The following is a 23,241-nucleotide window of genomic DNA, read 5'->3' as shown; positions in this document are numbered from 1 at the left end:
GTGCGCTCTGCCATCGTCGTCGGAGCCGGGACCTCGGGAGCCATCGTGGCGCGTCGTCTCACGGACGCGGGCGTCGCAGTGACCCTCATCGAAGCCGGCGGGTACGACACCAACCCGGCCATCCACGACCCCTCCCGCGCGGGCGAACTCTGGCACTCCGCAGAGGACTGGGATTACTTCACCGTCCCCCAGACGCACGCGGGCGGCCGTCGGCTGCATCTGCCGCGCGGCAAGGTCACCGGGGGATCGCACGCCCTCAACGCCATGATCTGGGTGCGCGGAGCCGCTTCCGACTACGACGCGTGGGAGCGCGCCGGCGCACACGGCTGGGGCTGGGCCGAGGTCGAGCCCGTCTACGAGGCCATCGAGAACGACCTGCTGCCGGTCACTGACGACTACCCGCTCTCGCCGATCCAGGCCTCGATCATCGACGCCGCGGTGCAGGAAGGACTCACGCACAACCCGGACTACAACGCGGGCACACTCGACGGAGTCTCGCAGGAGCAGGTCACCATGCGCGACGGCCGCCGGGTCAACACCTGGACGGCGTACGCGCAGCCCGTCGCGGAGAAGCTGACGATCGTCACCGGACGCGAAGTCCATTCGGTCATCGTGCGCGACGGCCGCGCCGTCGGTGTGCGACTGGGGGAGGGGGAGGAGTCCGAAGAGGTCCTCGCGGACGAGGTCATCCTCTCGGCCGGTGCCATCGGGTCGCCCGTGATCCTGCTGCGCTCCGGCATCGGTCCGGCAGCCGACCTCACCGCGCTCGGCATCCCGGTCGTGCAGGACTCGCCCGAAGTCGGGCAGAACCTCCACGACCACCTCCTGTCGCCGGTGATCTTCACCACGCGGCGCCCGGTCGGGCCTCCGCAACCGGGAGTCTCCGTGACGCAGACGCACCTCTTCTGGCGCAGCCGCGACGACCTCGCCGAGCCCGACACGCAGCCGATCAACTTCTCGGTGCCCATGTGGGGCGAGCTCGAGCCCCGTGGCGACGACGGATTCACCCTCATGGCCGGCCTCGTGACGCCGCACAGCCGCGGCACTCTCCGACTCACCGGCGCGACGCTCGCGGACCTGCCGGCCATCGACCTGGCGGCGCTGGAGGACGACCGTGACGTGGCCTCACTGGCCGCATCCGTGCGGCAGTGCCGTCGGATCGGAGCACGCCCCGCCCTCGGTGAGGAGTGGGGCGCCGTCGAGGTGTACCCGGGCCCCGAGGTCTCAGACTCCGGAGTGGAGGACTGGGTGCGCCGCACCGCGATCACCTACCACCACCAGGTCGGCACCTGCCGCATGGGCACGGATGCGCAGGCCGTGGTCGATCCGCAACTGCGCGTGCGCGGCATCGCAGGGCTGCGAGTGATCGATGCTTCGGTCATGCCGACCGTGCCCACCGGCAACACCAACGCCCCCGCCGCGATGATCGGCGAACGTGGAGCCCGCTTCGTGCTCGAGGGCTGAGGTAAAAGGGCTGAGGTAAGAGGGCTGAGGGACGAGGGCTGACCCCGGACAGATCCGGTGTCGACGCCTCGTCCTCTCAGTCGCCGTGCACCCGACGTCCGGCGAACCAGGTCGAGATGACCTCGGTGCGCACGATGTCCTCGGCGGGGCCGGCGATCGCGTCACGGGCCAGCACGACGAAGTCCGCCGACTTCCCGGGGGTCAGCGAGCCGGTCTCGTCGCCGAGTCCCATCGCGGTCGCGGCGTTGATCGTGAAGACCTCCAACGCCTCCTCGGCGGTGATGGCCTGCTCGGGCCACAGGGTGCCGGGTGCGCGGCCGAGCGGATCGGCTCTCGTCACGAGACCCTGCAGACCTTCGAGGGTGTTCGGAGAATCGCTCACGGGCCAGTCCGAGCCGCCGGCGACGCGGGCTCCCGCGTCGATCAGTGCCCGGTTCGGCTGGGAATGCTCCGCGCGCTCGCCGAGAACCTCGGCCAGCGCCTGCGGGATCACACCCGGATACCAGATGAACGGCGAGATGTCGGCCGAGACGTCCAGAGCCTGCAGTCGCGGGATGTCCGACTCGGCCAGGAACTGCCCGTGCGCGATCTGGATGGGGGTGGTGAAGCCCTCGTCGCGCAGCTGCGCGGCCGCGTCGAGCACGAGACGTGCCGAGCCGTCGCCCGTGCAGTGCACCTTCGCGCCGAGACCGCGCCGCGCCACGGAGCGGAGCCACCCGACGAGCTCGTCCAGGGTCATGGTGGTCTCGCCGTGGAAGTGCGCGCCGTGCGCGGCGTCCGCGAGATACGGCTCGAGGAACGACGCCGTGCGGGCGGGCGGGACACCGTCGAGGAAGATCTTCACGAAGTCCGGGCGGTGGTGCGCGGTGCGGAACTCCTCGCCGCGGTCGAGCAGCGGCTCGCCGATCGGGTCGAAACCGAAGATCTCGTCGTTGATCAGCAACGACGACACGACCCAGGCATCGAGCTCGTCGGCACGGTCGAGCGCAGCCAGGGCTTCGAGGATCTCGACGGACACGCCCGCATCCTGGAACGTCGTGATCCCGAACGAGTTGAGGATCTCGACGCCGCGGCGCGACGCGGCCGCGTGCTGTGCGGCGGTGAGGCCGCCGCTGCGGTCGTATGCCTCCTGCACCGGGATACCCGCAGCCTCCAGCAGCACTCCTGTGGGGGTGCCGTCGTCGGGATCGAGCAGCGTGACGCCCGCCTCAGGGATGCTGTCCGCAGTGATCCCCGCGAGCTCCAGCGCCCGGCTGTTCGCCCACCGGTTGTGTCGTGAGTCCTCCATGAGGACCACCGGACGGCCCCCGGCCGCGTCATCGAGCAGCCGTCGGCTCGCGGTGTTCGCGAGCGACGGCAGCAACGTCGTGGCGACCGCTCCGCCCACGATCCACGCATCCGTCGGCAGGGTGGCCGCTTTCTCGCGCACCCGGTCGAGGATCTCGTCGCGCGTGAGCGAGGGTGCCAGCGACAGCTCGAACAGTTCGGTGCGCCCGGCGAGGGCATGGTGATTGTGCACATCGACGAAACCGGGGTACACCGCGGCGTCGCCGACGTCGAGCAGCTGCGTCCGGCGTCCGCGGAACGACTCGAGGTCAGCGCGCGACCCGACCGCGAGGATCCTGCCGTCGCGGACCGCGAAGGCCTCGACGATCGGGTTCGCCCGGTCGGCGGTGCGGATCACCGATCCGGTGACGATGAGGTCGGCGTCGTCGCTCATGTCAGCGGTCTCCGAAGGTCGCGGGTTCGAGCTCCGGCGTGTGCAGCGTGGTGGAGAGCAGTCGACCGTGTGCACCGAAGGTGAAGTGCGTGGGCACCTCACCGCTCTCGTCGAGGCCGAACAGCACGCCGTGCGAGCGGATCGCGTTGACGTCGCGATGATCGGCGATCGTCACCGAGGCGCAGGGGATGACCTTCTCGCGCCAGGCGAACACGTAGATACCCGGTCGCACCTCCCAGACGCTGTTCTCGTCGGTGTCGGCGAGGCCGCGCTCGGGGCCGGCGAGGCACTGCCACGAGTACCAGCGCGGCGAGAGGTACACGTGCTCGTAGGCGTGCTCGGTGCTGTAGACCCATTCGACGCGGCGCCCGATGAGCGTCGTCGTCGGTGCAGCCTCGGCACCCGAGACCTCGGCGCCCTCGATCACGCCGGGGGCGAAGTGGTGCTGCACCCGGGTGCGCCCCTTCTCGGGCGCGGCGAGGATCTCGGAGATCACCGCGAGGGCACGACCGTGACGGAGGTCGAGGATCAGCGAGACGGCCTCGTTCGGCAGGTACCGGTGGTGGAACTGCACGAAATACAGGTCCGCATCGACTTCGAAGGCCTCGTAGTCGTCGGTGTCGGATGCCGCGTCGGTCGCGTCCTCTGCGCCCGGCTGGTACTCCCAGGTCACGGCGGCGTCGGTGAACCGGTGGACGATACGGGTGCCGCGGGCGTCGACGACCGTGATCTCGCGGCCGCTGAGGGCGGTGCTGTGCGGAGCCTTGTTGGCGTCGAAACCGGGGGCGAGGCCCTCCAGCGGCAGCCAGGTGGAGGTGTCGGCGGGGTTCAGCGTCGTCATGGTCTTCGTGGTTCCTTCTGTCGGTGGGGGCGGGGAGGTCAGCGGTCGCTGAACTTCTCGAGGTCGGTGGCGAGGCCCTCGTACACGGCGGGCCTGGAGCGGCGGAGATAGGCGCCGTAGACGATGCCGCCGATGAGGGCGAGCACCAGCAGCAGCGGCATCAGCCGGATCGCGAGCTCTTCGGACCCCGCCACGATGTTGAAGTTCACGATCGCGAGGACCGAGATCGCGGCGATACCGAGGAACCCGATGCCGGGGGCGATGAAAGTGCTCCACCACCGCGGATCCTGGCGGCGTCGGAAGTACACGACGATCGAGATGGCCGCGAGCCCCTGCAGGATCAGCACGCTCAGGGTGCCGAAGCCGAGCATCGCCGGCACGAGGGTGAGGATCGGATCGGCGCCGGCGATCGCGAAGATGATCGCGACGATGCCCGCGAACCCGGCCTGCACGATGCCGGCGAGCTGCGGGGCACCGTTCGCGCGGGTGCGAGCGAGTGCCTGCGGGAGGATCTTCGCGCGCCCCAGCGAGTAGAGGTAGCGGGTCGCCGAGTTGTGGAACGCCAGCATCGCCGCGAACAGGCTCACCAGGAGCAGGATCATCATCAGGGTCGTCAGCGGACCACCCAGGTACTGCTGCGAGATCGAGAAGATCAGGTCACCGGTCGGCAGATGTTCGAGGGCGGTGGCCTGCGCCTGGGCGACACCCGTCGCGCTGACGACCGCCCACGTGGTGACACCGAGGATCACGCCGATCGCGATGATCGAGGTGTAGGTGGCGCGCGGGATCGTGCGCAGCGGCTGCTTCGCCTCCTCGCTGAACAGCGCGGTCGCCTCGAAGCCGAGGAAGCCGGTCGCCGCCAGCAGCAGGCCGATGGGCAGCGACCCGGAGAACACGGCCTCGGGGCTGAAGGCCGCCAGGTCGTATCCGGTCTGCACGAGCACGGAGATGTCGAAGACGACCAGCATGAGCACCTCGAGCACCAGGCAGACGCCCAGAACCTTCGAGCTGAAGTCGACGCCGATCCGAGCGAGGACGAAGCACACCACGATCGACAGCAGTCCCCACACCAGCCAGTTCACGTCGAGACCGGTGAGGTCGCGGATGATCGTCTGCATGAAGAAACCGCTCGTGCCGATCGTGCCGACCACGAAGAAGTTGTAGCCCAGCGTGGCGATCAGACCCGCGATCAGGCCACCGGTGCGCCCGAGGCCCTTCACCACGAAGGCGTAGAAGCCGCCGGCATTGACCAGCTGCTTCGACATCTGCGCGTAGCCGATCGCGAAGAGCAGCAGGATCCCTGCCACCAGGAAGAACGACATGGGTGTGCCGCCGCCGTTGCCGAGGGCGATGGCCAGCGAGGCCACGACCACGATGCCGGTCAACGGTGCGACCGCGGCGAGGACGAGGAAGACGATTCCGGCGACGCCGAGGGCGCCAGGACGGAGGGAGGTGTGGTTCTGCGTCGTGGACGCAGATGTCGGGTCTGCCACGTCGGCTCCTTTGCTGGTGACGGCCGTGCGGACACGGCATCGACGACGAGGGGAATCGTCGATAGAGCGAGTCTGCTCGCGCCGCCGCAGCGGCGCTTGACCCTGAGCGAAGGACGGTGGTGTCACCGTGCACAGCCTCTCGGCGAGCGTTCGCGGTGCCGATGAGGGGGTGGAGGATGACCGGGACGACACCGCCGTCCTCAGATCGCACCGCCCGGTGCCAGACGGCGTGCGGAGGACGAGATGGATCTGCAGCTGCAGGGGACGACGGCCCTCATCACGGGAGCGGCCGGCGGCATCGGCCGCGCCACCGCCCACGGGCTCGCTGCGGAGGGCGTCCGTGTCGCGCTGCTCGACAGGGACGGTGCGGCGCTGCACGACGTGGCCCGCGACTGCCCGGATGCGGTGGTCCTGGTGGCCGATGTCACGGACGAGGGCCAGGTGCAGGCCGCCGTGCACGCCGGGGTGGCGGCGCTGGGGAGGCTCGACGCGGTCGTCTGCTGCGCCGGTGTGTCCGGCCCGGTGGGGACGCCGATCGAGGAGACCACTCTCGACATCTGGAATCGGGTGCTCGCCGTCAACGTGACGGGGTCGTTCCTGGTCCTGAAGCACGCCCTGGCGGCGCTGCGCGAAGCGGAGGCCGCCTCCGTGGTGCTGCTCGCCAGTGACTCGGCCCTCGTCGCGTCGCCCGGCATGGTGCCGTACTGCACGTCGAAGGCGGCTCTGGTCCAGTTCGCTCGCGCGCTGTCCGTCGACCTCGCCGACACCCGTGTCCGGGTGAACACGGTGGCCCCGTCGATCGTCGACACTCCGATGAGTCGGAGCGACCTCGGCGCTGCGGCCTTCGACGATCCGCCGTTCCCGGTGCAGAGCGCAGCGGAGGTCGCTGCCCACCTCGCGTACCTCGTGTCGCCTCGCACCAGGGCCGTCAACGGCACCAGCATCCTCAGCGACTTCGGGTACACCGCCCGTTCGGGATTCCCCGCCTGACGCGACCGCGTCGGGCAGCAACAGCGCACGCGCGCCAGAACACACAGGAGCACACATGGGAGCTGTGGTCGGATCGACCGTCTCGGGACGCGTCGTCGTCATCACCGGAGGAGGAACGGGCATCGGAGCCGCCATCGCCGAACGATACGCGGCCGAAGGTGCGCATGTCGTGGTCGTCGGGCGTCGCCCGGAGCCCCTGCATGAGGTCGAACGCGCGGTCGGGGCCCTGCCGATCATCGCGGATGCGGCCGATACCGCCTCCGCGAAGGCTGCCGTCGCCGACGTGCTCGCGCGGTTCGGGCGCATCGACGTGCTGGTCGCGAACGCGGGCGGCCACGGATTCTCGCCGGTGGGGGAGACCGACGACGAGAGCTGGGATGCGGCGATCCGCGCGAATCTCACCACGGCTTTCACGATGGCGAGGGAGGCACTGCCCGCGCTGATCGAGGCGAAGGGGCAGATCGTGATCGTGTCGTCGCTCGCGGGGCTCTTCGCCGGACCCTCCGTCGCCGGGTACACGGTCGGCAAGCACGCCCTGGTCGGGCTCACGCGCACTCTCGCGCGGGACTACGGCCGGCACGGTGTGCGCGTGAACGCCATCTGCCCCGGGTGGGTGCAGACGCCGATGGCCGACGAGGAGATGGACGAGTTCGCCACGCACGCCGGTCTCGGCTCCCGCGAGGAGGCCTACGAGAAGGTCACCGCTGACGTGCCGCTGCGCCGTCCCGCCCGACCGGCCGAGATCGCCTCGGTCGTGCGGTTCCTCGGCTCGGGGGAGTCGTCGTACATCACGGGGGCGGTGATCGTCGCCGACGGCGGCTCGCACGTGGTCGACGTGCCGACCATCGCCTTCGATCACGCCGGGATGTGATCCGGCGCGCGGTCCGCGCTCATCCGCCGAGATAGGCGCGGTGCAGGAGGCCGGGGTCGGCTCGCAGGGCATCGGATGCCCCTTGGAACGACACCCGGCCTCCCGCCACGACCACGGCTTCCTGGGCGAGATCGAGGGCGAGCTGCGTGAACTGCTCGACGAGCAGCACGCCCACCCCGGAATCGGCGATCGACTTCACGATCGGTATCAGGCGCAGGAAAACGACGGGGGCGAGGCCCAGCGACATCTCGTCGATGAGCAGGATGCGCGGCTTCGCGGCGAACGCGCGCGCGAGCACCACCATCTGCTGCTCGCCGCCCGACAGCAGGGCTGTCGGCGCATCGATGCGCTTCTCGAGCTCGGGGAACTGCGCGAGGGCGGCGTCCAGCTCTCCGGGGGTGCGTGCGGTGAGGGAGATGTTCTCGCGCACGGTCAGCGAGGGGAAGACGGCGCGTCCCTGCTCGATGTGCACGATCCCGCGGCGGGCTCTCGCGACGCGGGACAGCCGGTCGATCGGCTCGCCGTCGAGGGTCATGCCGCCGGCGGAATGCGGGGTGACGCCGGAGACCGATTCGATCAGGCTCGTCTTGCCCGCGCCGTTCGGGCCCACCAGCGCCAGCACCTCGCCTCCGGTGACCCGCAGCGAGACGTCGGAGATCACGGGACCGGCGCCGCGACTGACGGTGACACCGTCCAGGACGAGTTCGCTCACTTCAACAGCTCCGTCTCTCCCATGTACGCCTTGACGACGTCGGGGTTCGCGAGGACCTCGGCCTGTGGTCCGCTGGCCAGCACGCGGCCGAAGTCCAGCACCGTGAGGGTCGGGCACACGGAGCGGACGAGATCGAGGTCGTGCTCGATGATGATGAGGGCGACGCCGTAGCGCGCAGGCAGGTCCCGCAGCCTCGCGGCGAGGGCGAGATGCTCGTCATGCGAGAGCCCCGCGGCGGGTTCGTCGAGGATCAGCAGACGGGGACGGGAGACGACGTTCGCGGCGACCTCCACGAGCCGGCGTGTGCCGACGTCGACGCTCGACAGGCGTGCACGCGCGGGTGGGCAGCCGAAGAACTCGAGCACCTCGTCGATGTCGGATGCGGCGAGCCGGCGCCGGGCCACGAACCGCACGTATGCGCCGACGGTGAGCGACGGCGGCACCCGGTCCTGCTGGAAGGTCCGGCGCAGACCGAGACGCGCGCGCCGCGTGGGGGAGAGGCCGACGAGGTCGCGGTCTCCCAGGAGCACGCGCCCCGTGTGCTTCGGGAGGAACCCGCTGATCGCATCGACGAACGTCGACTTCCCGGCTCCGTTCGGACCGATGAGTCCCATGATCGACGCGGCGGGAACCTGGAACGAGACGTCGTCGAGGGCCTTCAGGGTGCCGAACTGCACCGTCAGGCCGTCAACGGTGAGCACCGGCGTCCCGGCGAGCGCCGCCTCGTCGACCGTGGCCGTGGTCGTGGTGGTGATCACCGCGGCATCCGCTCCGGCGTCAGGGGGAAGCGCCGTCAGCGCGACGGTGGCGGCCTGCCGATCCGCGCGGCGCCAGATCAGGTTGCGGATGCCCTGGCCGAGGTTCGTGCCGCTGGTGAGCGCCTGCACACCGAGCACGCCGAAGACGACGAAGCCCCAGTCCTGCGGGATGCCGCAGCGTTTGAGGAGCTCGGGGACCAGCACCCACAGCAGGCCCCGAAGATCGCCATGTCGATCAGGTGCGCGCCCGACATGATCGCGAGCACGTAGAGGGCCAGCGACTGCAGGGGTGTGAAGCTCGAGGCGAACGGGAGTTGCACCTGACCGGCGAGCAGCCCGCCGGAGATGCCGCCGAGGGCGGCCGAGACCGCGAATGCGGTGAGCTTCGCGGTCTGCACGCTCTGTCCGGCGGCGGCCGTGCCGCGCTCGGAGAACGCGACGGCCTTCCAGCTCGATCCCCACCGGCCGCGCTGCAGGAAGAATGCGCCGAGTGCGCAGACGGCGAGCACGACGATGGAGAGGAAGAAGAACTGCCGGTCGTTCGAGAACATCTCGGGACGCTCGATCGCCGTGCCCTGAGCCGAACCGGGGAACTGGATCTGCACGAGCGTCACGTCGGCGGCTGCCGCGAAGCCCAGGGTCACGACGGCGAGGTTCACACCGCGCAGCCGCAGAGCGGGGAGGCCGACGAGAATGCCGACGAGGCCCGCCGCCACCCCGCCGAGGACCAGCCACACGATGAATCCGCCCGGCGCCTGCATCACGTTCAGCAGGGAGACGATCCAGGCCCCCACGGCGGCGAAGGTGAGTTGGCAGAGCGCGATCATCCCTGCGGAGCCGGTGACGATGCCGAGACCGAGGATGGCGATCGCGGCCGTGACCGCGCTGATCGCGAGGAAGACGAAGTACCCCGGCAGGGAGGCGCTGAGGATCGCACCCGCTCCGATACCGGCGAGAGCGACGGCGAACGGCCAGGTGATCCGGAACCAGGGACGGTCAGCGAGCGGCATCCCACACCTCCTTGCGCTGCGTCCAGAGCAACAGGACGACGATGAACAGGAACGGGAGGAAGTTGCGCACCAGCGCCACTTCGTCGATCTGGGCGACGAGACCACCGAGCACACCCAGGACGATCCCGCCGACGACGGCGAGGTCGAGTCGTCGGAAGCCGCCGAGCAGGGCTGCCGCCGCGGCCGGGACGATGAGCATCGCGAGGCTGGTCGCGTCGTTCGACTGCGAGGGGGCCACGATGATGATCGCCATCGCGCTGATCACACCCGTGACGAACCAGACGGCGATCGACAGCGGGCGCGAGCGGATGCCGAGGAGTTCCGCCGTGGTCGGGCGCTCCGAGAGCGCGCGCAGCTGCGTGCCGACCCTGGTGCGGCGCAGCACGAGGCGGACCACGATGGCGGTGATGATCGCCATCGCGACGGTCGCGACCGTGACCTGGCTGATCACCACGCCGCCGAACGAGAACGCCGGTCCGGCGATGATCGGCGTGAACGGCTGCGGCTTGTTGCCGAAGAGGATGAACGACAGGGAGATGAGCAGCAGGAGGGGGCCGACGGTCATCGCCGAACGGGTGGTGGTGGAGGCCTCGGACAGCCAGGTCGCGGCGATGAACCCGATCGCTGCCGAGAGCAGCCCGGCCACCAGGACGCCGAGCACCGAGCCGAGCCAGATCGGCAGGTCGAGCTCGCGCACGAGCCACACCGCGGTGAAGGCCCCGAACATCCCGGTCGCGGCCTGGGCGAAGTTCACCACGCGCACGAGTCGGGACATCAGCGTCAGGCACACGCCGAGGACGGCATAGAGGCCGCCGGCGGCGAGACCGGCGATGGCGCCTTGCAGCATGAGGCGTCCTTTCTGTTCCGAGGGGGGACCTGCCGCCGGTAATGCGCCCGGCGGCAGGCGAGGGGTGACTACTCGCCGATGCGGAGCCAGTCGTCGGCGACCTTCTCCCAGGCGTTCGTGCCGGACTCGAGGATGATCGGCCAGCCCGCGGTGTTCTGGGTGCCGAACGCGTAGGGCGTTCCGACCATCGGGTTCTCGATCGGCTCCATGCCCTTCAGCGCTTCCGAGACGGTCTCGCGGGTGATGTCGCCGTCCATCCCTTCGAGCACCTCGATGAAGTACGTCGCGGCGAGGTACCCGCCCTGGCTGAACGAGGTGAGCGGGATGTCGTTGGCCTCCATCAGCTCTCGCCAGTCGGCGTTGATCTCGCTGTCGTCGGTGAACGGGTAGAACTCCGCCGGCACGTAGATGCCCGCACCCGCGTCGTCGATCGCCTCGGCGAAGTTCTCGCTGTAGACGCTCGTCAGGTAGAGCCAGGTCACGTCGTCCCAGCCCTGGGCGTTCGCGGCCTTGACCTGTCCGATCGCGTCGGGCTCCACGGGATTGATCGCCAGGGCCTTGCAGCCCTGGTCGCGTGCCTTGACGATGTAGGGGGTGTAGTCGGAGGCGCCGTACGGGACGGTGTCGTCGACGTACTTCGGCTTCTTGCCGGTGATCTCGGTCCACTCGTCGATCGCGGCCTGGTAGGTGGGACGCGTGGAACCGGCGATCTCGAGCAGGATGCAGATGTCGTCGAGGCCGAGCACCTCGGATCCGTACTGCAGCGTGAGCGTCATGTCGTTGAACGGTCCGACGTTCGCGGGGGAGATGTTCTCGCTGTCGAAGCAGCCGGTGTCGACTCCGATGCCCGGCATCGAGAGGATGCCCTCCTGCTCGTAGTACTTGGCGTTGATCTCGCACTCGATGAGGCTGGCGGAGCCGACGAGCGCGACCGCGCCGTCGCTGCCGACAAGCTCGCGTGCGGAGGCGGTGGCCGTGGCCGGGTCGCCCTTGTCGTCCAGCATCTTGTAGTCGATCGTGCGGCCGTCGAGCCCGCCCGCCTCGTTGAAGGCCTCGAACACGGCGGCGGCGGCCTGCGAGGCCTCGGGGAAGGTCGCGGGACCGCTGATGGTGTTGACGGAGCCGACGACGATCGGGTCGCCGCTCCCACCGCCGGTTCCGCCGTCTCCACCGGCGCAGCCGGCGAGGGTGAGGGCTGCCACGGCGAGGAGCGCCGCGGTGCCGGATGCTCGTGTGTTCATGTGCTTCCTGCCTCTCGTGTTCGGGTGGTGCTGTGTTCGGGTGGTGCTGTGTTCGTCTGGTGCTGTGCGGGGTGTGCGGTGTTCAGGCGCGCATGGCGCGGTTGACGAGCTCCGTGTCGGTGATCTGCTCGAAGGCGACGACCTCGCCGCCGACGACCCGCCACACATGGGCGACGCGGGCGGCGAAGAAGCGCCCGGTCTGCGTGTAGGTGCCCGAGTAGGTGCCGATGGCCACCACGACGTCGCCGCCGTCGACGATCTCGTCGATCGCGACGGTGTAGTCGTCCCATTCCTCCTGGATACGGCGGAACACGTTCCGGGCGACGGCATCCGGGCCGATGTACGTTCCGGCGTACGGGAAGCCGGCAGCCTCGGTCCAGCGGATGTCGGTGGCGAACGGCGCGAGCATCCCGTCGAGGTCACCGCGGTCGTTGGCGGCGTAGTGCTGGCGGATCAGGTCGGCGTTGCTCATGGGCTCTCCTCGGAGTGGGGGTGCGGCGAACGGTCAGACGGGCTGGGCGTCGGGGTAGGAGACGGCGCCCAGCGGGTAGATGTGGCCGCCGGCCCGCGAGTGCTCGGCATCGCCCTCTCCGGTGAGTCCGAGGAAGATCCCCGTGGTCATCAGCTGGTAGCCGAGGTCGTGCAGCCAGACGCTGGCCACCGCGATACGGAACTCGCGGAAGCAGAACAGGTACAGGCCGTCGGCGAACTTCCACACGGTCGACAGGTCCATGTCGCCGTGGCCGCGCTGCACGCCCTCGAGGCACTGCCAGGCATAGCGCCGGCTGGAGATGTACACGTGCTCGTAGAGGTGGTGCGGGCTGTACCGGTAGAGGTTGCGTTTGCCGATGAGGTCGCGGCTCGGGCCGGGGGCGTCGCCGCTGACGGGCCCCGCATCGGTCGTCGCCGCCCAGAAGTCCTGGCCGACCTGAGGGGTGCCGTCGACGGCTTCGGGGGCGATGCGCGAACGGATGACGGTCGCCCGGTTCGTCGTCGTGGAGAACACCACGGTGACGGCCTCGCGCGGACGGCTCCGCATCGGGATGTTGACGAACACGACGTCGTCCCGCACCCGCACCGCGTCGTACGGGTCGGTGCCGGAGGCTCCGAGTCCGCTCCAGACGACGGCGTCCTCGGAGAACTCCAGGGTCAGGGTCGAGTCGTCGTCGAGGGTGAGGGTGAGGGCGGTGCCGGCGAGGGGGGTGTTCGGCAGGCGGAAGGTGTCGATGCCCGCGGCGAACTCGTCGTACGTGCGCCATTCGTCCAGCGCCGGGTCGGTGGAGGTGTCGGTCATGAGGGTCCTGACGTCGCACGCGGCGGGGCCGCATCGCCCCGGGCACCGCGTCGTCGCGGTGCGCTTGCCTCATGCTGGTGGGGTGTTCCTCATCCCCTCAAGGGGGCGGCGGTCATCGCGCGCCGAGAGTCAACCGGCGTGCCCTCCCGGGCAAGCAACGTGCCGGTGCGCGGCAGACGGAGCGTCAGTTTTCCTGGCAGACGGAGCGTCAGTGCGCGGCAGACGGAACGTCAGTGCGCGCGGCAGACGGAACGTCAGTGCGCGGCGCGATACTCACTGGGTGAGACGCCGAAGGTCGACTTGAACGCGCGGCTGAAATGCGCGGCGTCGACGAAGCCCCAGCGTGCCGCGATGGCCGCGACCGGGCGGTCGGCGAGCATCGGGTCGAGCAGGTCGCGACGGCACTTCTCGAGGCGCCGTGTGCGGATCCAGGTCGACACGGTCACGCCCTGCTCCTGGAAGAGCCCGTGCAGGTGCCTGGTCGAGATGAAGTGCGCGGCGGCGATCGACGCGGGTCCGAGATCGGTCGACGCGAGGTTGCGGTCGATGTACGAGCGGATGCGCTGCACCAGCGCACGGTGCGGGTCGGCGGACACCTGATCGAGTCCGAGCTCGCGTGTGAAGACCGTCGTCACGAGGTCGAGCGCGCTGTGCGCGAGCCGGGCCCCCGTCGTGCCGGCCAGCTGATCGAGATTACCGGCGAGCTGCGTCAGATACGGCACGACCATGCTGCCGAGGCCTTCGTGACCGGAGATGCGCACGGCGGTGAGCTGCCCGACCATCTCGGCCGGGAGGCTGATGAGGTGCTTCGGGAACATCACGACCATCGTGCGGAAGTCGTCGTCGAACACGAGGGAGTACGGGCGGTCGGTGTCGTAGACCGCGAGGTCGCCCGCCTGGAGCACGGCCTCGCGATCGTCCTGGATCAGCAGGCCGGTGCCGGCGATCATCAGGCTGACCTTGAAGTACGAACGGTCGCCGCGGGCGATGAGCTCGGGGGTGCGCTCGACGACATGCGACGTAGCGCGCACGTCGTTCACATGCACCTCGTCGACGGAGGCGCCGCGGATGATCCCTCGGAAGTGGTCGGGTCCGGCGGTCGTGACCTGCAGGGGCACGAAGGACTCCGAGACGGCGGCACGGAAGTCGCTGATGTTGCGCGCGACGAGCGTGGAAACCAATTCGGCGGGGGCGGCGGGTGCACCGTTCATGACTGATCACCTCGGGTGGTGGAACGACGACGTTGTATACGATCCGTTCCGTGATGCTATCACCGGGATCGGCCGTGCGGGACGACGTCTCGCAGATCAGTGCTCGCAGATGCATGCGCCTGCGCCGCAGCAGCCGGTGGACGCGACCGCGTGCGCCTGCGTCGACTCGGGCACATCCATCGCGGGGTTCTGGTCGAGGAAGCCGTAGGGCTTGAACCAGAAGCCGGCGTAGTCGACGGGCATGATGGGCCAGTCCTCCGGGCGCGGGAAATGCGTCAGCCCGAACGTGTGCCACAGCACGATGTCCTCTCCGTCGATCGATCGATCGCCCGCGGTGTACTCCGGCAGGCCGGCGCCGCCCTGGTGGGCGTTGGGATAGCGACCGGCCGGCCAGATCTGCCCCTGTTCGTGCCGGGTGGCCCAGAGGTGCTTCGTGGCGAATGCGGCGCGCGCGGCGACGGAGGATGCGGGATCGGCCATGAGCAGAGCGGTCGGCTCCGGCACCAGGTGGTAGGCGGTCGGGCGCCCGACGCGGTTCGTGCGGGAGGCGCTCTGCACCTCCCAGACGCGGGCGACCGAGCTGTCCGCCTCGCGCTGCGCCTCCGCTTCGGTCGCGAGGGTCGTCTCGGTCCAGCTGAACGCGTTGCCGAAGGGGTTCTCCTGGCCCATCGGCACCCGTTGAGCGTCGACCTCGACCAGGCGGTTGTCCTCGCCGTCGATCGCCACGTCGAGGCGTGCGCAGAAGAGGTGCTGGTGCACCGGGGCGAAGACGCCGGGGGCGAGCTCGGTCGCGTGCTTCTGGCGGACGCCCGGCTCGCCGGCCGCGGCGAACACGATACCGGTCGCCTTCGCGACCACCTCGATCGATCCGTCCAGGGAGAAGTTCCAGTAGAAGCCGTAGTCGTAGTTGCCGATCGTGGAGAAGTACGACACCACGAAGCGGCGCGAGCGACGCACGTCGGCGCGGCCGGCGAGATCGGTGTGCTTCCAGAGGATGCCGTAGTCCTCCTCATGCATGCAGATCACATTCGGGATGCGCACAGGGTGACCGTGGTCGTCGGCGACGTAGCCGTCGAGGTAGCGGATGACGCCGAGGCAGTCGCAGCCGAGCTCGAGGTGGTTGGCGTTCTTTCCGAGCAGGTACTCACCGGCATCGAAGTAGCTGATCCAGAAGCGGCCGGGGGCGGTGTCGCCGTAGGGCACGACCATCTCCGGAACGCTGGCCCGATGGAGCACCGAGCGACCCTGGAAGCAGACGTCGTGCAGCACGAGTCCTTCGCGGGCGTTGAAGTCGACGCGCATCGACCAGCCTTCCCACTCGACGAGCGAGCCGGAGACCGTGAAGCTCGGACCTTCCGGCTGGCTGATCTCGATGGGCTTGAGCGAGGTGCGGGCGTCGCCCTGCGCCTCGGGGTAGTAGTTTCCATGGCCGGCGGGGACGGGCACGTCGCCATGGTCTTCGACGCGGATGACGCTGTTCGCCGCGAGGTCGATGTGCACGATGAGTCCCTCGACCGGGTGTGCCCACGGCGAGTCGTGTTCGTCGTAGCGGAGGAACGTGAGGGAGCGGATCACGCGACGCCCGACCTCATCGGCGCGTCCGGTGTAACCAGGGGCGAGCGGCCCGCAGAACGCGAGGTCCATGTGCGCGGCGAGGCCGCGGCGCGTCATCGCCGCCTGCCATTCGGGGGAGGCCTTCGCGATCGCTTCGGCGCGCTCGTACTCCTCGAACAGGTACTGCGGCTGGCCGTAGGGCGGGGCGTCGTTCGGCACGCGCGCGGTGCGCAGGACCTCGCCCCGTGTGATCGACACGATGGCCTCGGTCGCGACGCCGGTCGCCGTGTCGAGCAGGGTCACATCGACGCGGCGATCGATCGGGGCACCGGGCTGCCACGCGGCGAGCTCCTCCTTCGTGATCTCGTCGGGAAGCAGCATCGGCACGCGGGTGCTCTCCGTCAGGAGTCCTGCCGCATCGAGGACCGCGCGGGCGGCGGCGATCTCGTCGCCCGTCAGCGGATCATGCGGGTGCGCTGCGGCGATCTTCTCGATCGAGACGGGCTGCGGTGCGTGGTGGGACATCATCGACCTCACTATTTTCGAGCAACTGCTCAATAAACGGGTTGCGATGATGATACGACGGGTCGTCGGCGGTCCACAACCACCGATTCCTGGGGCGTCGAGAGGGGCTGGCGCGGCTCAGGCGCGCCAGGGCGCGAGGATGCTGTCGAGCACCGCGAGGTGCGCGGCCGCGGGCTGGGGCTCGGTGACCTCGACGATCTGCTGCCCGTAGGTGATCGAGCGCAGCAGCGACAGCACGGCCTCGGTGGGGGTGTCGGTGCGCAGCTCGCGGTCGTGGACGGCCTCGGCGAGAGCGAGTCGGATGCTGCTCTGCCAGGTCGCGAGCGTGGGGGCTCCGGCGTCAGGCGTGGGGGCGAGGGTCGCCAGTCGTCCCCAGAAGCCGACGACCACGTGCGCCTCGGTGCGGGTGGTCTCATCGATCGGCAGCACTTCACGCATCAGCGCGTGGAGTCTCGCCAGTCCCCGCAGCCCCTCGGTGGCTGCGGCGATGCGGGCGTCGGTGCGGCGGGTGACCTCGGCGGCCGCGGCGCGCACGACCTCGTCGAAGCCCTCGAAGTAGTGCCAGAGCGATCCGGTGGCGACGCCGAGCTCCTTGGCGACGGCGCGTGAGGAGACGCTCTCGTGCCCGTCGCGGGCAGCCACGGCGAGCAGCGCCTCGGCGATCTGCCGGCGGCGCTCATCGTGGTCGACGATGCGGGGCACGTGCCCATCCTCTCGCATCATGACGAGGTCTAGCTATATTGAGCGATTGCTCAATATACTTCCCGGGTGGAACACCTCCTTCCCGCAGCACCGTGGCTGATGGCCGCAGCGGCGATCGTCTCGGCGGTCGCCTGCATCGCGGCGTGGCGCGTCGTGCCGTGGCAGGGACGGCAGGCGGCCCTCGTGATGGCCGCGGTGATGCTGTTCCTCGCCGTCACGGACGGCGACACCCTCACGGGGCTGATCCTCGGCGCCGTCCTCCTGCTTTCGGCGATGCTCGGCACCATGGGGGTGCGGGGCACGCCGTCGGCGGCCACGTGCTGCCACCGCGCCCTCGTGTCGCTCGTGATGGCCGCGTGCGCCTTCGAGAGCGCGTCGACGAACGCCACGGGAGCGACCGGCGCGTCGATGCAGGCGGCGGATGCGGGGCACGGCGGTCATGCACTGGACGGCGTCCTGTCGGTTCTGGTGCTGGTCGGGGTGGTGGGGGTCGTGGTGTGGACCGTCGTCGCCGAGTGGTTCGTGGCGCCGGTGCATCACGGCAGGACCGCACGACTGCTCACGACCGAGTCGTGGGCCATGGCCGTCGGTGTCGCTGCGATGTGCCTCGGGTTCTGATCGGCGAGGCCCGTCTCCGCTGGCCGGTGGCCGACGGGCTGCTACCGAGGCTCTGCGGCGGGGCGCACGAACACCCAGGCCGCGACGGCTGCCACGGCGGCGGCGATCGTCATGGTGACGGCCATGGTGAGGGCATTCGTGCCGCCGAGGCCCGCGGCGAGGGGCGCGAGCACCGGACCGAACAGGAACGTCGCCATGCCGAGCAGGGCCGAGGCCGTGCCGGCGCGTGCGCCGTGGTGGGCGAGTGCGAGCGTCTGGCCGTTGGGGCCACCCAGCCCGGAGCACAGCATGAATCCGATGAGCGCCCCGATGACTCCGGAGACCCCGGTGCCGGTCGAGGTCAGCACGAGCAGCAGGGCGGTGGCGAGCAGCGTCGCCGTGATACCGCCGAGATACACGCGCAGGGGTCCCCAGCGGCGCACCACGAGCCGGCTGGTCTGGCTGCCGACGATGCTGGCCAGCGCCCCCGCCGCGAACGCGAGGCTGAAGGCCTGCGGGCTGAGGCCGAACTGATCCTGCAGCACGAACGACGACATCGACAGGTAGGTGAAGAACGCGACACCGCCTCCCGCCGCGGCGCACAGCACCGCCACGAAGAGGCGATCGCGCACGACGGCTGCGGCGTGCGACCGGAGCGCCACGGGGCCGGCGCCGTGCCGCCTCGACGGGGGCAGCGTCTCGGGCAGGGCGAACACCACGACGAGGAGCAGGACGACCCCGACCGCGCTGAGCACGCCGAAGATGCCGCGCCAGTCCATGATCCGGGCCAGCTGACCGCCGACGACCGGCGCGATGATCGGCGCCGTGCCGGACACGAGGAACAGCAGTGACAGCATCCGCGACAGCTCGACACCCTCGAACTGGTCGCGGGCGATGGCCAGGCAGATCACGATGCCGGCCGAGCCCGCGAGCCCCTGCAGGAAACGGGCGATCAGCAGGAGCTCGATGTTCGGAGCGACGGCGCACACGAGGGAGAGCACCGCGAAAGCCGCTACTCCGACCATCAACGGCAGTCGTCGGCCGAGTCGATCGCTCAGCGGCCCTGCCACGAGCTGGCCGAGTCCGAGGCCGATCATGCACGCCGACATCGTCACCTGCGCGAGAGCCTCCGTCGTGCCGAGCGACGCGGCGAGCTGCGGCAGCTGCGGAAGGTACAGGTCCATCGACAGGGGCCCGAAGGCCTCCAGCATCCCCAGCACCAGCATCGCCCGCAGGGTGCTCATGCGCGGGCGGGCGGGCTCCTCAGGGGCGGGGAGGCTCATCCGCCGAGGCGCAGGATGCGGCGCAGCCAGCTCTCGCGGGCGGCGACGGCGGCCTTCGAGACCTCGGCATCGGGGGAGAACCCGGAGAACCCGTGATATCCGCCGGCCCATACGTGCAGTTCGGCTCGTCCCCCGGTCGCCCAGATGCGGAGAGCGTAGTCGACGGCCTCGTCGCGGAACGTCTCCGCGGCGCCCACCTCGATGAACGCGGGGGCGAGTCCTGAGAGGTCAGCGGCGCGCGCGGGCGCGGTGTACGGCGAGACGCGGTCGGTGAAGCGGTCCTCTCCGGCGATGGCGTCCCACGCGGTGTCGTTGTTGTTCCGATCCCACGCGCCGAAACCGTCGTACTGACGGCTGGATGCGGTCTCGTTGCGATCGTCGAGCATCGGACACCCGAGCAGCTGACCGGCCAGGCGTGGCCCGCCCCGATCCCGAGTGATCAGAGCGACCGCGGCCGAGAGGCCGCCACCGGCGGACATCCCCGAGGCGATGATGCGGTCGGGGTCGATGCCGAGTTCCTCGGCGTGCGCGGCCATCCACTCGAGCGCGGCGTAGCAGTCCTCCGCCTGGGCGGGGCCGGGGTGCTCGGGCGCCAGGCGATACTCGACGGCCACCCCGACGACACCGTGCCGCTCGGCGAGGTCGATGAGCTCCGCCGTGCCGAAGAACCGGGTGCCCAGCACCATGCCACCACCGTGGATCGACAGCACGGCGGGGGCGGGGGCGGGCGCCGGCCGGGCGGGCCGTACGATCGTGATCTCGATGGCGGGAGCCCCGATGGGCCCGGGGATGGTCCGGTCCTCCCACGTGATCGCACGGCCATCGGACTGCATGGCCATGGACGGGATGATCGTCCCGAAGTGGTCGCGATTCGCGTGGATCGTGTCGGCACGCAGCGGGATGATCTCGACCATCTCGACGAACGCATCGAGTCCGGCGACGAGCTCCGGGTCGTAGGGGACAGGCAGCGGCGCGGTCATCGCGCGGCCCGCCAGATGCGACGCAGCCACGACGCGCGGGCCGCGAGAGCGGCGCGCGAGATCTCGGCGTCGGGCATGTACATGTCGAAGCCGTGCGCGCCACCTCCCCACACATGCAGCTCGGCCTGCCCGCCGGTCGCCCAGATGCGCAGCGCGTACTCGGTGTCCTCATCGCGGAACGCCTCGGCCTCGCCGACCTCGATGAAGGCGGGTGGGAGTCCCGCCACATCGGCGGCGCGGCTGGGGGCGGCGTAGGCGGGAGCATCCGGATGGAAGGCGAGGTCGTCGCCCAGCACGCACGACCACGCGAGCAGATTCATCTCGCGCTGCCAGGTTCCGATGCCGTCGTACTGAAGACTGGCGACCGTGGTGTTGGTGTTGTCGATCATCGGGCACAGCAGCAGCTGTCCGGCCATGACCGGACCCTGCCGGTCGCGGGCCAGGAGAGCCACTGCCGCCGTGAGACCTCCGCCCGCGCTGCCGCCGCCGACGACGATGCGCTCCGGATCGACGCCGAGCCCGGCAGCGTTCGCGTGCACCCAGACGAAGGCGGCATAGCAGTCCTCGACTCCGGCGGGGTAGGGGTTCTCGGGGGCGAGGCGGTACTCGACGTTGACCGCGACCACGCGGTGTTCGTCGACGATGTCGACCACGCGCCCCGTCTCCCACGAGCGGTGACCGACGATCATGCCCCCGCCGTGGATGTTCACGAAGGCGGGAAGCACCTCGTCGCGGGTGTCGGCCGGACGGAACACCGTGATCTCGATCTCGGGCGCTCCGGGAGGACCGGGGATGACGCGGTCCTCCCACTCGATGTCGCGCCCGGCGATGACCGCGTCGTTGTCCGGGAACATCCGGTCGACACCGTCGCGCGGAAGGGTGTCGCGAGTGAGGGGCGGCTGCGGATTCTTGGCGAGCTCGTCGAGCACGGCCTGCACCTCGGGGTCGAAGGGCACGGGGGCGACGGTCGGGTGTCCGGCGGCGGTGGCGGTCATGGTTCTCCTGGAAGCGATGGGGGCGGCGGGTCAGGGGCCTTCGGGGTCGACGACCCCGCGGTCGGCCCAGAACGGCTCGACGAGGCGGCGCAGCTCCTCGATGCCGATGCGGTCGACCAGGGCTGCGGCGTCGAGATTCGCGCGCAGCTGGTCGATGCTCGATGCGCCGAACAGCGTGGTCGTGAGTGCCGGATGGGTGAGCGTGAACGCGATCCCGAGCTGCGCGGGTGAGACGTCGAGCGACGAGGCCAGGTCGGAGAAGGCGGGTACATCCGCGATGATCCGCTCCCGGATATCGCCGGGGTCGCGGCCGATCTGCCTGTCCCCGTTGATCTTGCCTGCGAGCACACCGCCCTCCAGGCAGTCGGAGGCCTGGAGCGTCAGCCCCTGATCCCACAGGCGTGCGAAGGGCGCGCCGTCGGGGATCGAGCGCCGGGAGACGCTGTATTTGAGCTGCGCGATCTGCGGCCCGGAGACGCCCTCCGCGGCGGCGATGTCGATCAGGGTCTGGATGCTCGACGCCGACCAGTTGTTCACACCCCAGGCACGGATGAGTCCGGCCCCCTCGAGGCGGGCGAGGTCGAGGACGAGGTCGCGCAGCGCGAGGTCGTCGCGGCGCAGGTCGCCGAGGATCACCAGGTCGGCGTGCTCGACGCCGACCCGCATCAGCGCGTTCTCGAGCTGCGGGCGGAACCCGTCATCGCCGAACGCCTCGAGCCACAGCTTCGACGAGAGCAGCCACTCGTCGCGCCGGAGCCCTGCGGCGCGCACCATCGCCGAGAAGATCACGTCGGTGAAGACGGGCGGCGCTCCCGGTGCGGAGTACACGCCGACGTCGAACAGGTTCACGCCGCGGTCGACGGCCGCCCGGAGCATCGTGACCGCGTCGCCGAAGTCCATCCGGTCGTAGGTGTGCCAGGAGCCGAGGGAGAACAGCGAGGCGTCGATGCCGCTGCGGCCGATCTCGCGGCGGGGCAGGAGGGGAGTGGTCACGGGGTCCTCACCGTCTCGGGTCGATGACGGCCTTGACCTCATCGAGTTGGTGCATGTGGGCGATCTTCGCGGAGGCGTCGGCCAGGCCGACCGGGGCGCTGAACAGGTCGTCCCAGGGGAAGCGGTCGGCGAACGCGGTGAAGAAGTCGATCGCGCGCGAGTAGTCCGAGATGTCGCCGTTGAGCGAGCCGACCACCGTGAGCTCCTTGCCCATGATCGTGCTGAGCGGGAAGCCGTCGCCTGCGGGACCGGTGGACCCGACGATGGCGACCGTGCCGCGCTGTGCCGCCATCGCGATCGCGTCGGGCCCGACGCTCGGCGCGCCGGCGAAATCGAACACGTGGTCGGCTCCGCGGCCTCCGGTGAGCGCCATGACCTGTTCGACGACCGGGCCGTCGCGGAAGTCGACGACCGCGTCGGCGCCGAAGCGTCCGGCGAGTTCCAGGCGCGACGCGGGGGCGCCGATCGTGATGACCTGGCCGGCTCCCGAGATCTTCGCGACGGCCGTGGCGAAGATGCCGAGCGCGCCGGCGCCCTGCACGACCACGCGTGAGCCGGGCCGGATGCGCCCGGCCCGTTCGAAGGCCCGCAGCACGGTCTTGGCCGCGCACCCGGCCATCGACGCCCAGGTGTCCTTCACCGACGCCGGGAGCAGCAGTTTCGCCGCCCCCGGGGTCACGTAGGCATACTCCGAGAGTCCAGCGGTGGCGAAGGGATGCACGTCGGCCCGCTGCAGGAACCCGTAGCCGCGGCGGGAGCACGCGACGGGTTCGCGCAGCACCACGCATCCGTGGCACTCGCCGCAGGTCGACTCGGACCAGCCGATGCGGTCGCCGGGGGAGAGCGGGCGTCCCAGGGCGTCCTTCGGGTCGGGCCCCGTAGCGACGATCTCGCCGACCATCTCGTGTCCGAGCACCATCGGGAGCATGCCGGGGAAGCTCATCCGGCCCTCCCAGATCTCGATGTCGGTGCCGCACAGCGTGGTGCACGAGATGCGCACGAGGGCGGCGCCGGGCTCGATCTCGGCGGGGAGGGGAAGGTTCTGCAGGGTGAGCGGTTCGCCGTGCGCGGTGAGCACGGCGGCGCGGGTCGAAGTCGGAAGCCCGGGGGCGGGCGGCAGGTCGAGCGTGGGGAGGGACATGGTTCTCCAGACGGCGGTG

Annotated in this window: 22 protein-coding genes; 4 read left to right on the top strand and 18 right to left on the bottom strand. The window is 70.2% G+C overall.

The features are described 5' to 3' along the window. Entirely contained in the window at positions 1 to 1,464 is a 1,464-nt protein-coding gene (locus MST3598_RS12400; RefSeq protein ID WP_029260464.1) for a GMC family oxidoreductase, read from the top strand. Between the two features lie 76 nt (positions 1,465 to 1,540). Here the strand turns inward: MST3598_RS12400 and MST3598_RS12395 are convergent, their stop codons facing one another. The 3 genes from MST3598_RS12395 to MST3598_RS12385 are packed head-to-tail and all read right to left on the bottom strand — an operon-like array spanning position 1,541 to position 5,518. After that, positions 1,541 to 3,184: an amidohydrolase gene (locus MST3598_RS12395; protein ID WP_029260463.1), complete on the bottom strand. Its 1,644-nt coding sequence runs from the start codon at positions 3,182 to 3,184 to the stop codon at positions 1,541 to 1,543. Between the two features lies 1 nt (position 3,185). Beyond that, positions 3,186 to 4,025, bottom strand: coding sequence for a molybdenum cofactor biosynthesis F family protein (locus MST3598_RS12390; RefSeq protein ID WP_029260462.1), 840 nt, complete (start codon positions 4,023 to 4,025; stop codon positions 3,186 to 3,188). Between the two features lie 38 nt (positions 4,026 to 4,063). Next, positions 4,064 to 5,518: an APC family permease gene (locus MST3598_RS12385; RefSeq protein WP_021200035.1), complete on the bottom strand. Its 1,455-nt coding sequence runs from the start codon at positions 5,516 to 5,518 to the stop codon at positions 4,064 to 4,066. Positions 5,519 to 5,761: 243 nt separating this feature from the next. Between MST3598_RS12385 and MST3598_RS12380 the strand changes: the two genes are divergently transcribed. After that, complete coding sequence (locus MST3598_RS12380; RefSeq protein ID WP_029260461.1) at positions 5,762 to 6,508, top strand: SDR family NAD(P)-dependent oxidoreductase; 747 nt, start codon at positions 5,762 to 5,764, stop codon at positions 6,506 to 6,508. 55 nt (positions 6,509 to 6,563) lie between these two features. Continuing rightward, entirely contained in the window at positions 6,564 to 7,379 is an 816-nt protein-coding gene (locus tag MST3598_RS12375; RefSeq protein ID WP_029260460.1) for an SDR family NAD(P)-dependent oxidoreductase, read from the top strand. A 19-nt stretch (positions 7,380 to 7,398) separates the two neighbouring features. Here the strand turns inward: MST3598_RS12375 and MST3598_RS12370 are convergent, their stop codons facing one another. The 10 genes from MST3598_RS12370 to MST3598_RS12330 form a co-directional block, all read right to left on the bottom strand. Next, positions 7,399 to 8,091 carry an ABC transporter ATP-binding protein gene (locus tag MST3598_RS12370; protein ID WP_029260459.1) on the bottom strand — a complete coding sequence of 231 codons (693 nt, stop codon included), beginning with the start codon at positions 8,089 to 8,091 and terminating at the stop codon, positions 7,399 to 7,401. Beyond that, the gene (locus MST3598_RS18690; RefSeq protein WP_231924920.1) at positions 8,088 to 8,705 is read right to left on the bottom strand and encodes an ABC transporter ATP-binding protein; all 618 of its coding nucleotides are present in this window, start codon (positions 8,703 to 8,705) and stop codon (positions 8,088 to 8,090) included. The genes MST3598_RS12370 and MST3598_RS18690 overlap by 4 nt, the downstream gene beginning before the upstream one ends. Positions 8,706 to 8,926: 221 nt before the next feature. Then, a complete protein-coding gene (locus MST3598_RS18685; RefSeq protein WP_231924882.1) occupies positions 8,927 to 9,859 on the bottom strand; it encodes a branched-chain amino acid ABC transporter permease in 933 nt (310 codons plus the stop codon). Further along, positions 9,846 to 10,706 (bottom strand): branched-chain amino acid ABC transporter permease, encoded by an 861-nt coding sequence (locus tag MST3598_RS12360; protein ID WP_029260457.1) that lies wholly within the window; start codon positions 10,704 to 10,706, stop codon positions 9,846 to 9,848. The genes MST3598_RS18685 and MST3598_RS12360 overlap by 14 nt, the downstream gene beginning before the upstream one ends. Before the next feature lie 68 nt (positions 10,707 to 10,774). Further along, positions 10,775 to 11,947 (bottom strand): ABC transporter substrate-binding protein, encoded by a 1,173-nt coding sequence (locus MST3598_RS12355; RefSeq protein WP_029260456.1) that lies wholly within the window; start codon positions 11,945 to 11,947, stop codon positions 10,775 to 10,777. Positions 11,948 to 12,029: 82 nt separating this feature from the next. After that, positions 12,030 to 12,419, bottom strand: coding sequence for a nuclear transport factor 2 family protein (locus MST3598_RS12350; RefSeq protein WP_029260455.1), 390 nt, complete (start codon positions 12,417 to 12,419; stop codon positions 12,030 to 12,032). Between the two features lie 33 nt (positions 12,420 to 12,452). After that, positions 12,453 to 13,241 carry a MoaF C-terminal domain-containing protein gene (locus MST3598_RS12345; RefSeq protein WP_029260454.1) on the bottom strand — a complete coding sequence of 263 codons (789 nt, stop codon included), beginning with the start codon at positions 13,239 to 13,241 and terminating at the stop codon, positions 12,453 to 12,455. Between the two features lie 254 nt (positions 13,242 to 13,495). Next, complete coding sequence (locus MST3598_RS12340) at positions 13,496 to 14,452, bottom strand: helix-turn-helix domain-containing protein (protein ID WP_029260453.1); 957 nt, start codon at positions 14,450 to 14,452, stop codon at positions 13,496 to 13,498. A gap of 96 nt (positions 14,453 to 14,548) precedes the next feature. Further along, positions 14,549 to 16,534, bottom strand: a complete 1,986-nt coding sequence (locus MST3598_RS12335; protein WP_096359598.1) for a primary-amine oxidase — start codon at positions 16,532 to 16,534, stop codon at positions 14,549 to 14,551. A 114-nt stretch (positions 16,535 to 16,648) separates the two neighbouring features. Further along, positions 16,649 to 17,233, bottom strand: coding sequence for a TetR/AcrR family transcriptional regulator (locus tag MST3598_RS12330; RefSeq protein WP_029260451.1), 585 nt, complete (start codon positions 17,231 to 17,233; stop codon positions 16,649 to 16,651). A gap of 66 nt (positions 17,234 to 17,299) precedes the next feature. On the opposite strand from MST3598_RS12330, the gene MST3598_RS12325 reads away from it, so the two are divergent. Next, the gene (locus MST3598_RS12325; protein ID WP_136025401.1) at positions 17,300 to 17,851 is read left to right on the top strand and encodes a hypothetical protein; all 552 of its coding nucleotides are present in this window, start codon (positions 17,300 to 17,302) and stop codon (positions 17,849 to 17,851) included. Between the two features lie 41 nt (positions 17,852 to 17,892). Here MST3598_RS12325 and MST3598_RS12320 read toward each other — a convergent pair whose 3' ends face one another. The 5 genes from MST3598_RS12320 to MST3598_RS12300 are packed head-to-tail and all read right to left on the bottom strand — an operon-like array spanning position 17,893 to position 23,222. After that, positions 17,893 to 19,113 carry a multidrug effflux MFS transporter gene (locus MST3598_RS12320; RefSeq protein ID WP_231494490.1) on the bottom strand — a complete coding sequence of 407 codons (1,221 nt, stop codon included), beginning with the start codon at positions 19,111 to 19,113 and terminating at the stop codon, positions 17,893 to 17,895. Then, a complete protein-coding gene (locus tag MST3598_RS12315; RefSeq protein ID WP_029260448.1) occupies positions 19,110 to 20,093 on the bottom strand; it encodes an alpha/beta hydrolase in 984 nt (327 codons plus the stop codon). Before MST3598_RS12315 ends, MST3598_RS12320 begins: the two co-directional genes overlap by 4 nt. Continuing rightward, positions 20,090 to 21,088 carry an alpha/beta hydrolase gene (locus MST3598_RS12310; RefSeq protein ID WP_029260447.1) on the bottom strand — a complete coding sequence of 333 codons (999 nt, stop codon included), beginning with the start codon at positions 21,086 to 21,088 and terminating at the stop codon, positions 20,090 to 20,092. Before MST3598_RS12310 ends, MST3598_RS12315 begins: the two co-directional genes overlap by 4 nt. 30 nt (positions 21,089 to 21,118) lie before the next feature. Further along, entirely contained in the window at positions 21,119 to 22,081 is a 963-nt protein-coding gene (locus MST3598_RS12305) for an aldo/keto reductase (protein ID WP_029260446.1), read from the bottom strand. 7 nt (positions 22,082 to 22,088) lie between these two features. Further along, positions 22,089 to 23,222, bottom strand: a complete 1,134-nt coding sequence (locus MST3598_RS12300) for a zinc-binding dehydrogenase (protein ID WP_051671211.1) — start codon at positions 23,220 to 23,222, stop codon at positions 22,089 to 22,091. Positions 23,223 to 23,241: the final 19 nt, after the last annotated feature.

Source organism: Microbacterium sp. TPU 3598 (assembly GCF_002356155.1).
Classification (GTDB): Bacteria; Actinomycetota; Actinomycetes; order Actinomycetales; family Microbacteriaceae; genus Microbacterium; species Microbacterium maritypicum_A.
The sequence above is the reverse complement of the archived record's forward strand: the minus strand, read 5'-3'. Positions and strand labels throughout refer to the sequence as shown.

What these genes read in the sequence shown, in the direction of transcription:
- MST3598_RS12375 (WP_029260460.1), top strand. Translation starts at nt 6,564, where the DNA reads ATGGGAGCTGTGGTCGGATCGACCGTCTCGGGACGCGTCGTCGTCATC.
- MST3598_RS12300 (WP_051671211.1), bottom strand. Translation starts at nt 23,222, where the DNA reads ATGTCCCTCCCCACGCTCGACCTGCCGCCCGCCCCCGGGCTTCCGACT.
- MST3598_RS12345 (WP_029260454.1), bottom strand. Translation starts at nt 13,241, where the DNA reads ATGACCGACACCTCCACCGACCCGGCGCTGGACGAATGGCGCACGTAC.
- MST3598_RS18690 (WP_231924920.1), bottom strand. Translation starts at nt 8,705, where the DNA reads ATGGGACTCATCGGTCCGAACGGAGCCGGGAAGTCGACGTTCGTCGAT.
- MST3598_RS12350 (WP_029260455.1), bottom strand. Translation starts at nt 12,419, where the DNA reads ATGAGCAACGCCGACCTGATCCGCCAGCACTACGCCGCCAACGACCGC.
- MST3598_RS12360 (WP_029260457.1), bottom strand. Translation starts at nt 10,706, where the DNA reads ATGCTGCAAGGCGCCATCGCCGGTCTCGCCGCCGGCGGCCTCTATGCC.
- MST3598_RS12320 (WP_231494490.1), bottom strand. Translation starts at nt 19,113, where the DNA reads ATGAGCCTCCCCGCCCCTGAGGAGCCCGCCCGCCCGCGCATGAGCACC.
- MST3598_RS12390 (WP_029260462.1), bottom strand. Translation starts at nt 4,025, where the DNA reads ATGACGACGCTGAACCCCGCCGACACCTCCACCTGGCTGCCGCTGGAG.
- MST3598_RS12335 (WP_096359598.1), bottom strand. Translation starts at nt 16,534, where the DNA reads ATGATGTCCCACCACGCACCGCAGCCCGTCTCGATCGAGAAGATCGCC.
- MST3598_RS12340 (WP_029260453.1), bottom strand. Translation starts at nt 14,452, where the DNA reads ATGAACGGTGCACCCGCCGCCCCCGCCGAATTGGTTTCCACGCTCGTC.
- MST3598_RS12395 (WP_029260463.1), bottom strand. Translation starts at nt 3,184, where the DNA reads ATGAGCGACGACGCCGACCTCATCGTCACCGGATCGGTGATCCGCACC.
- MST3598_RS12310 (WP_029260447.1), bottom strand. Translation starts at nt 21,088, where the DNA reads ATGACCGCCACCGCCGCCGGACACCCGACCGTCGCCCCCGTGCCCTTC.
- MST3598_RS12355 (WP_029260456.1), bottom strand. Translation starts at nt 11,947, where the DNA reads ATGAACACACGAGCATCCGGCACCGCGGCGCTCCTCGCCGTGGCAGCC.
- MST3598_RS12315 (WP_029260448.1), bottom strand. Translation starts at nt 20,093, where the DNA reads ATGACCGCGCCGCTGCCTGTCCCCTACGACCCGGAGCTCGTCGCCGGA.
- MST3598_RS18685 (WP_231924882.1), bottom strand. Translation starts at nt 9,859, where the DNA reads ATGCCGCTCGCTGACCGTCCCTGGTTCCGGATCACCTGGCCGTTCGCC.
- MST3598_RS12380 (WP_029260461.1), top strand. Translation starts at nt 5,762, where the DNA reads ATGGATCTGCAGCTGCAGGGGACGACGGCCCTCATCACGGGAGCGGCC.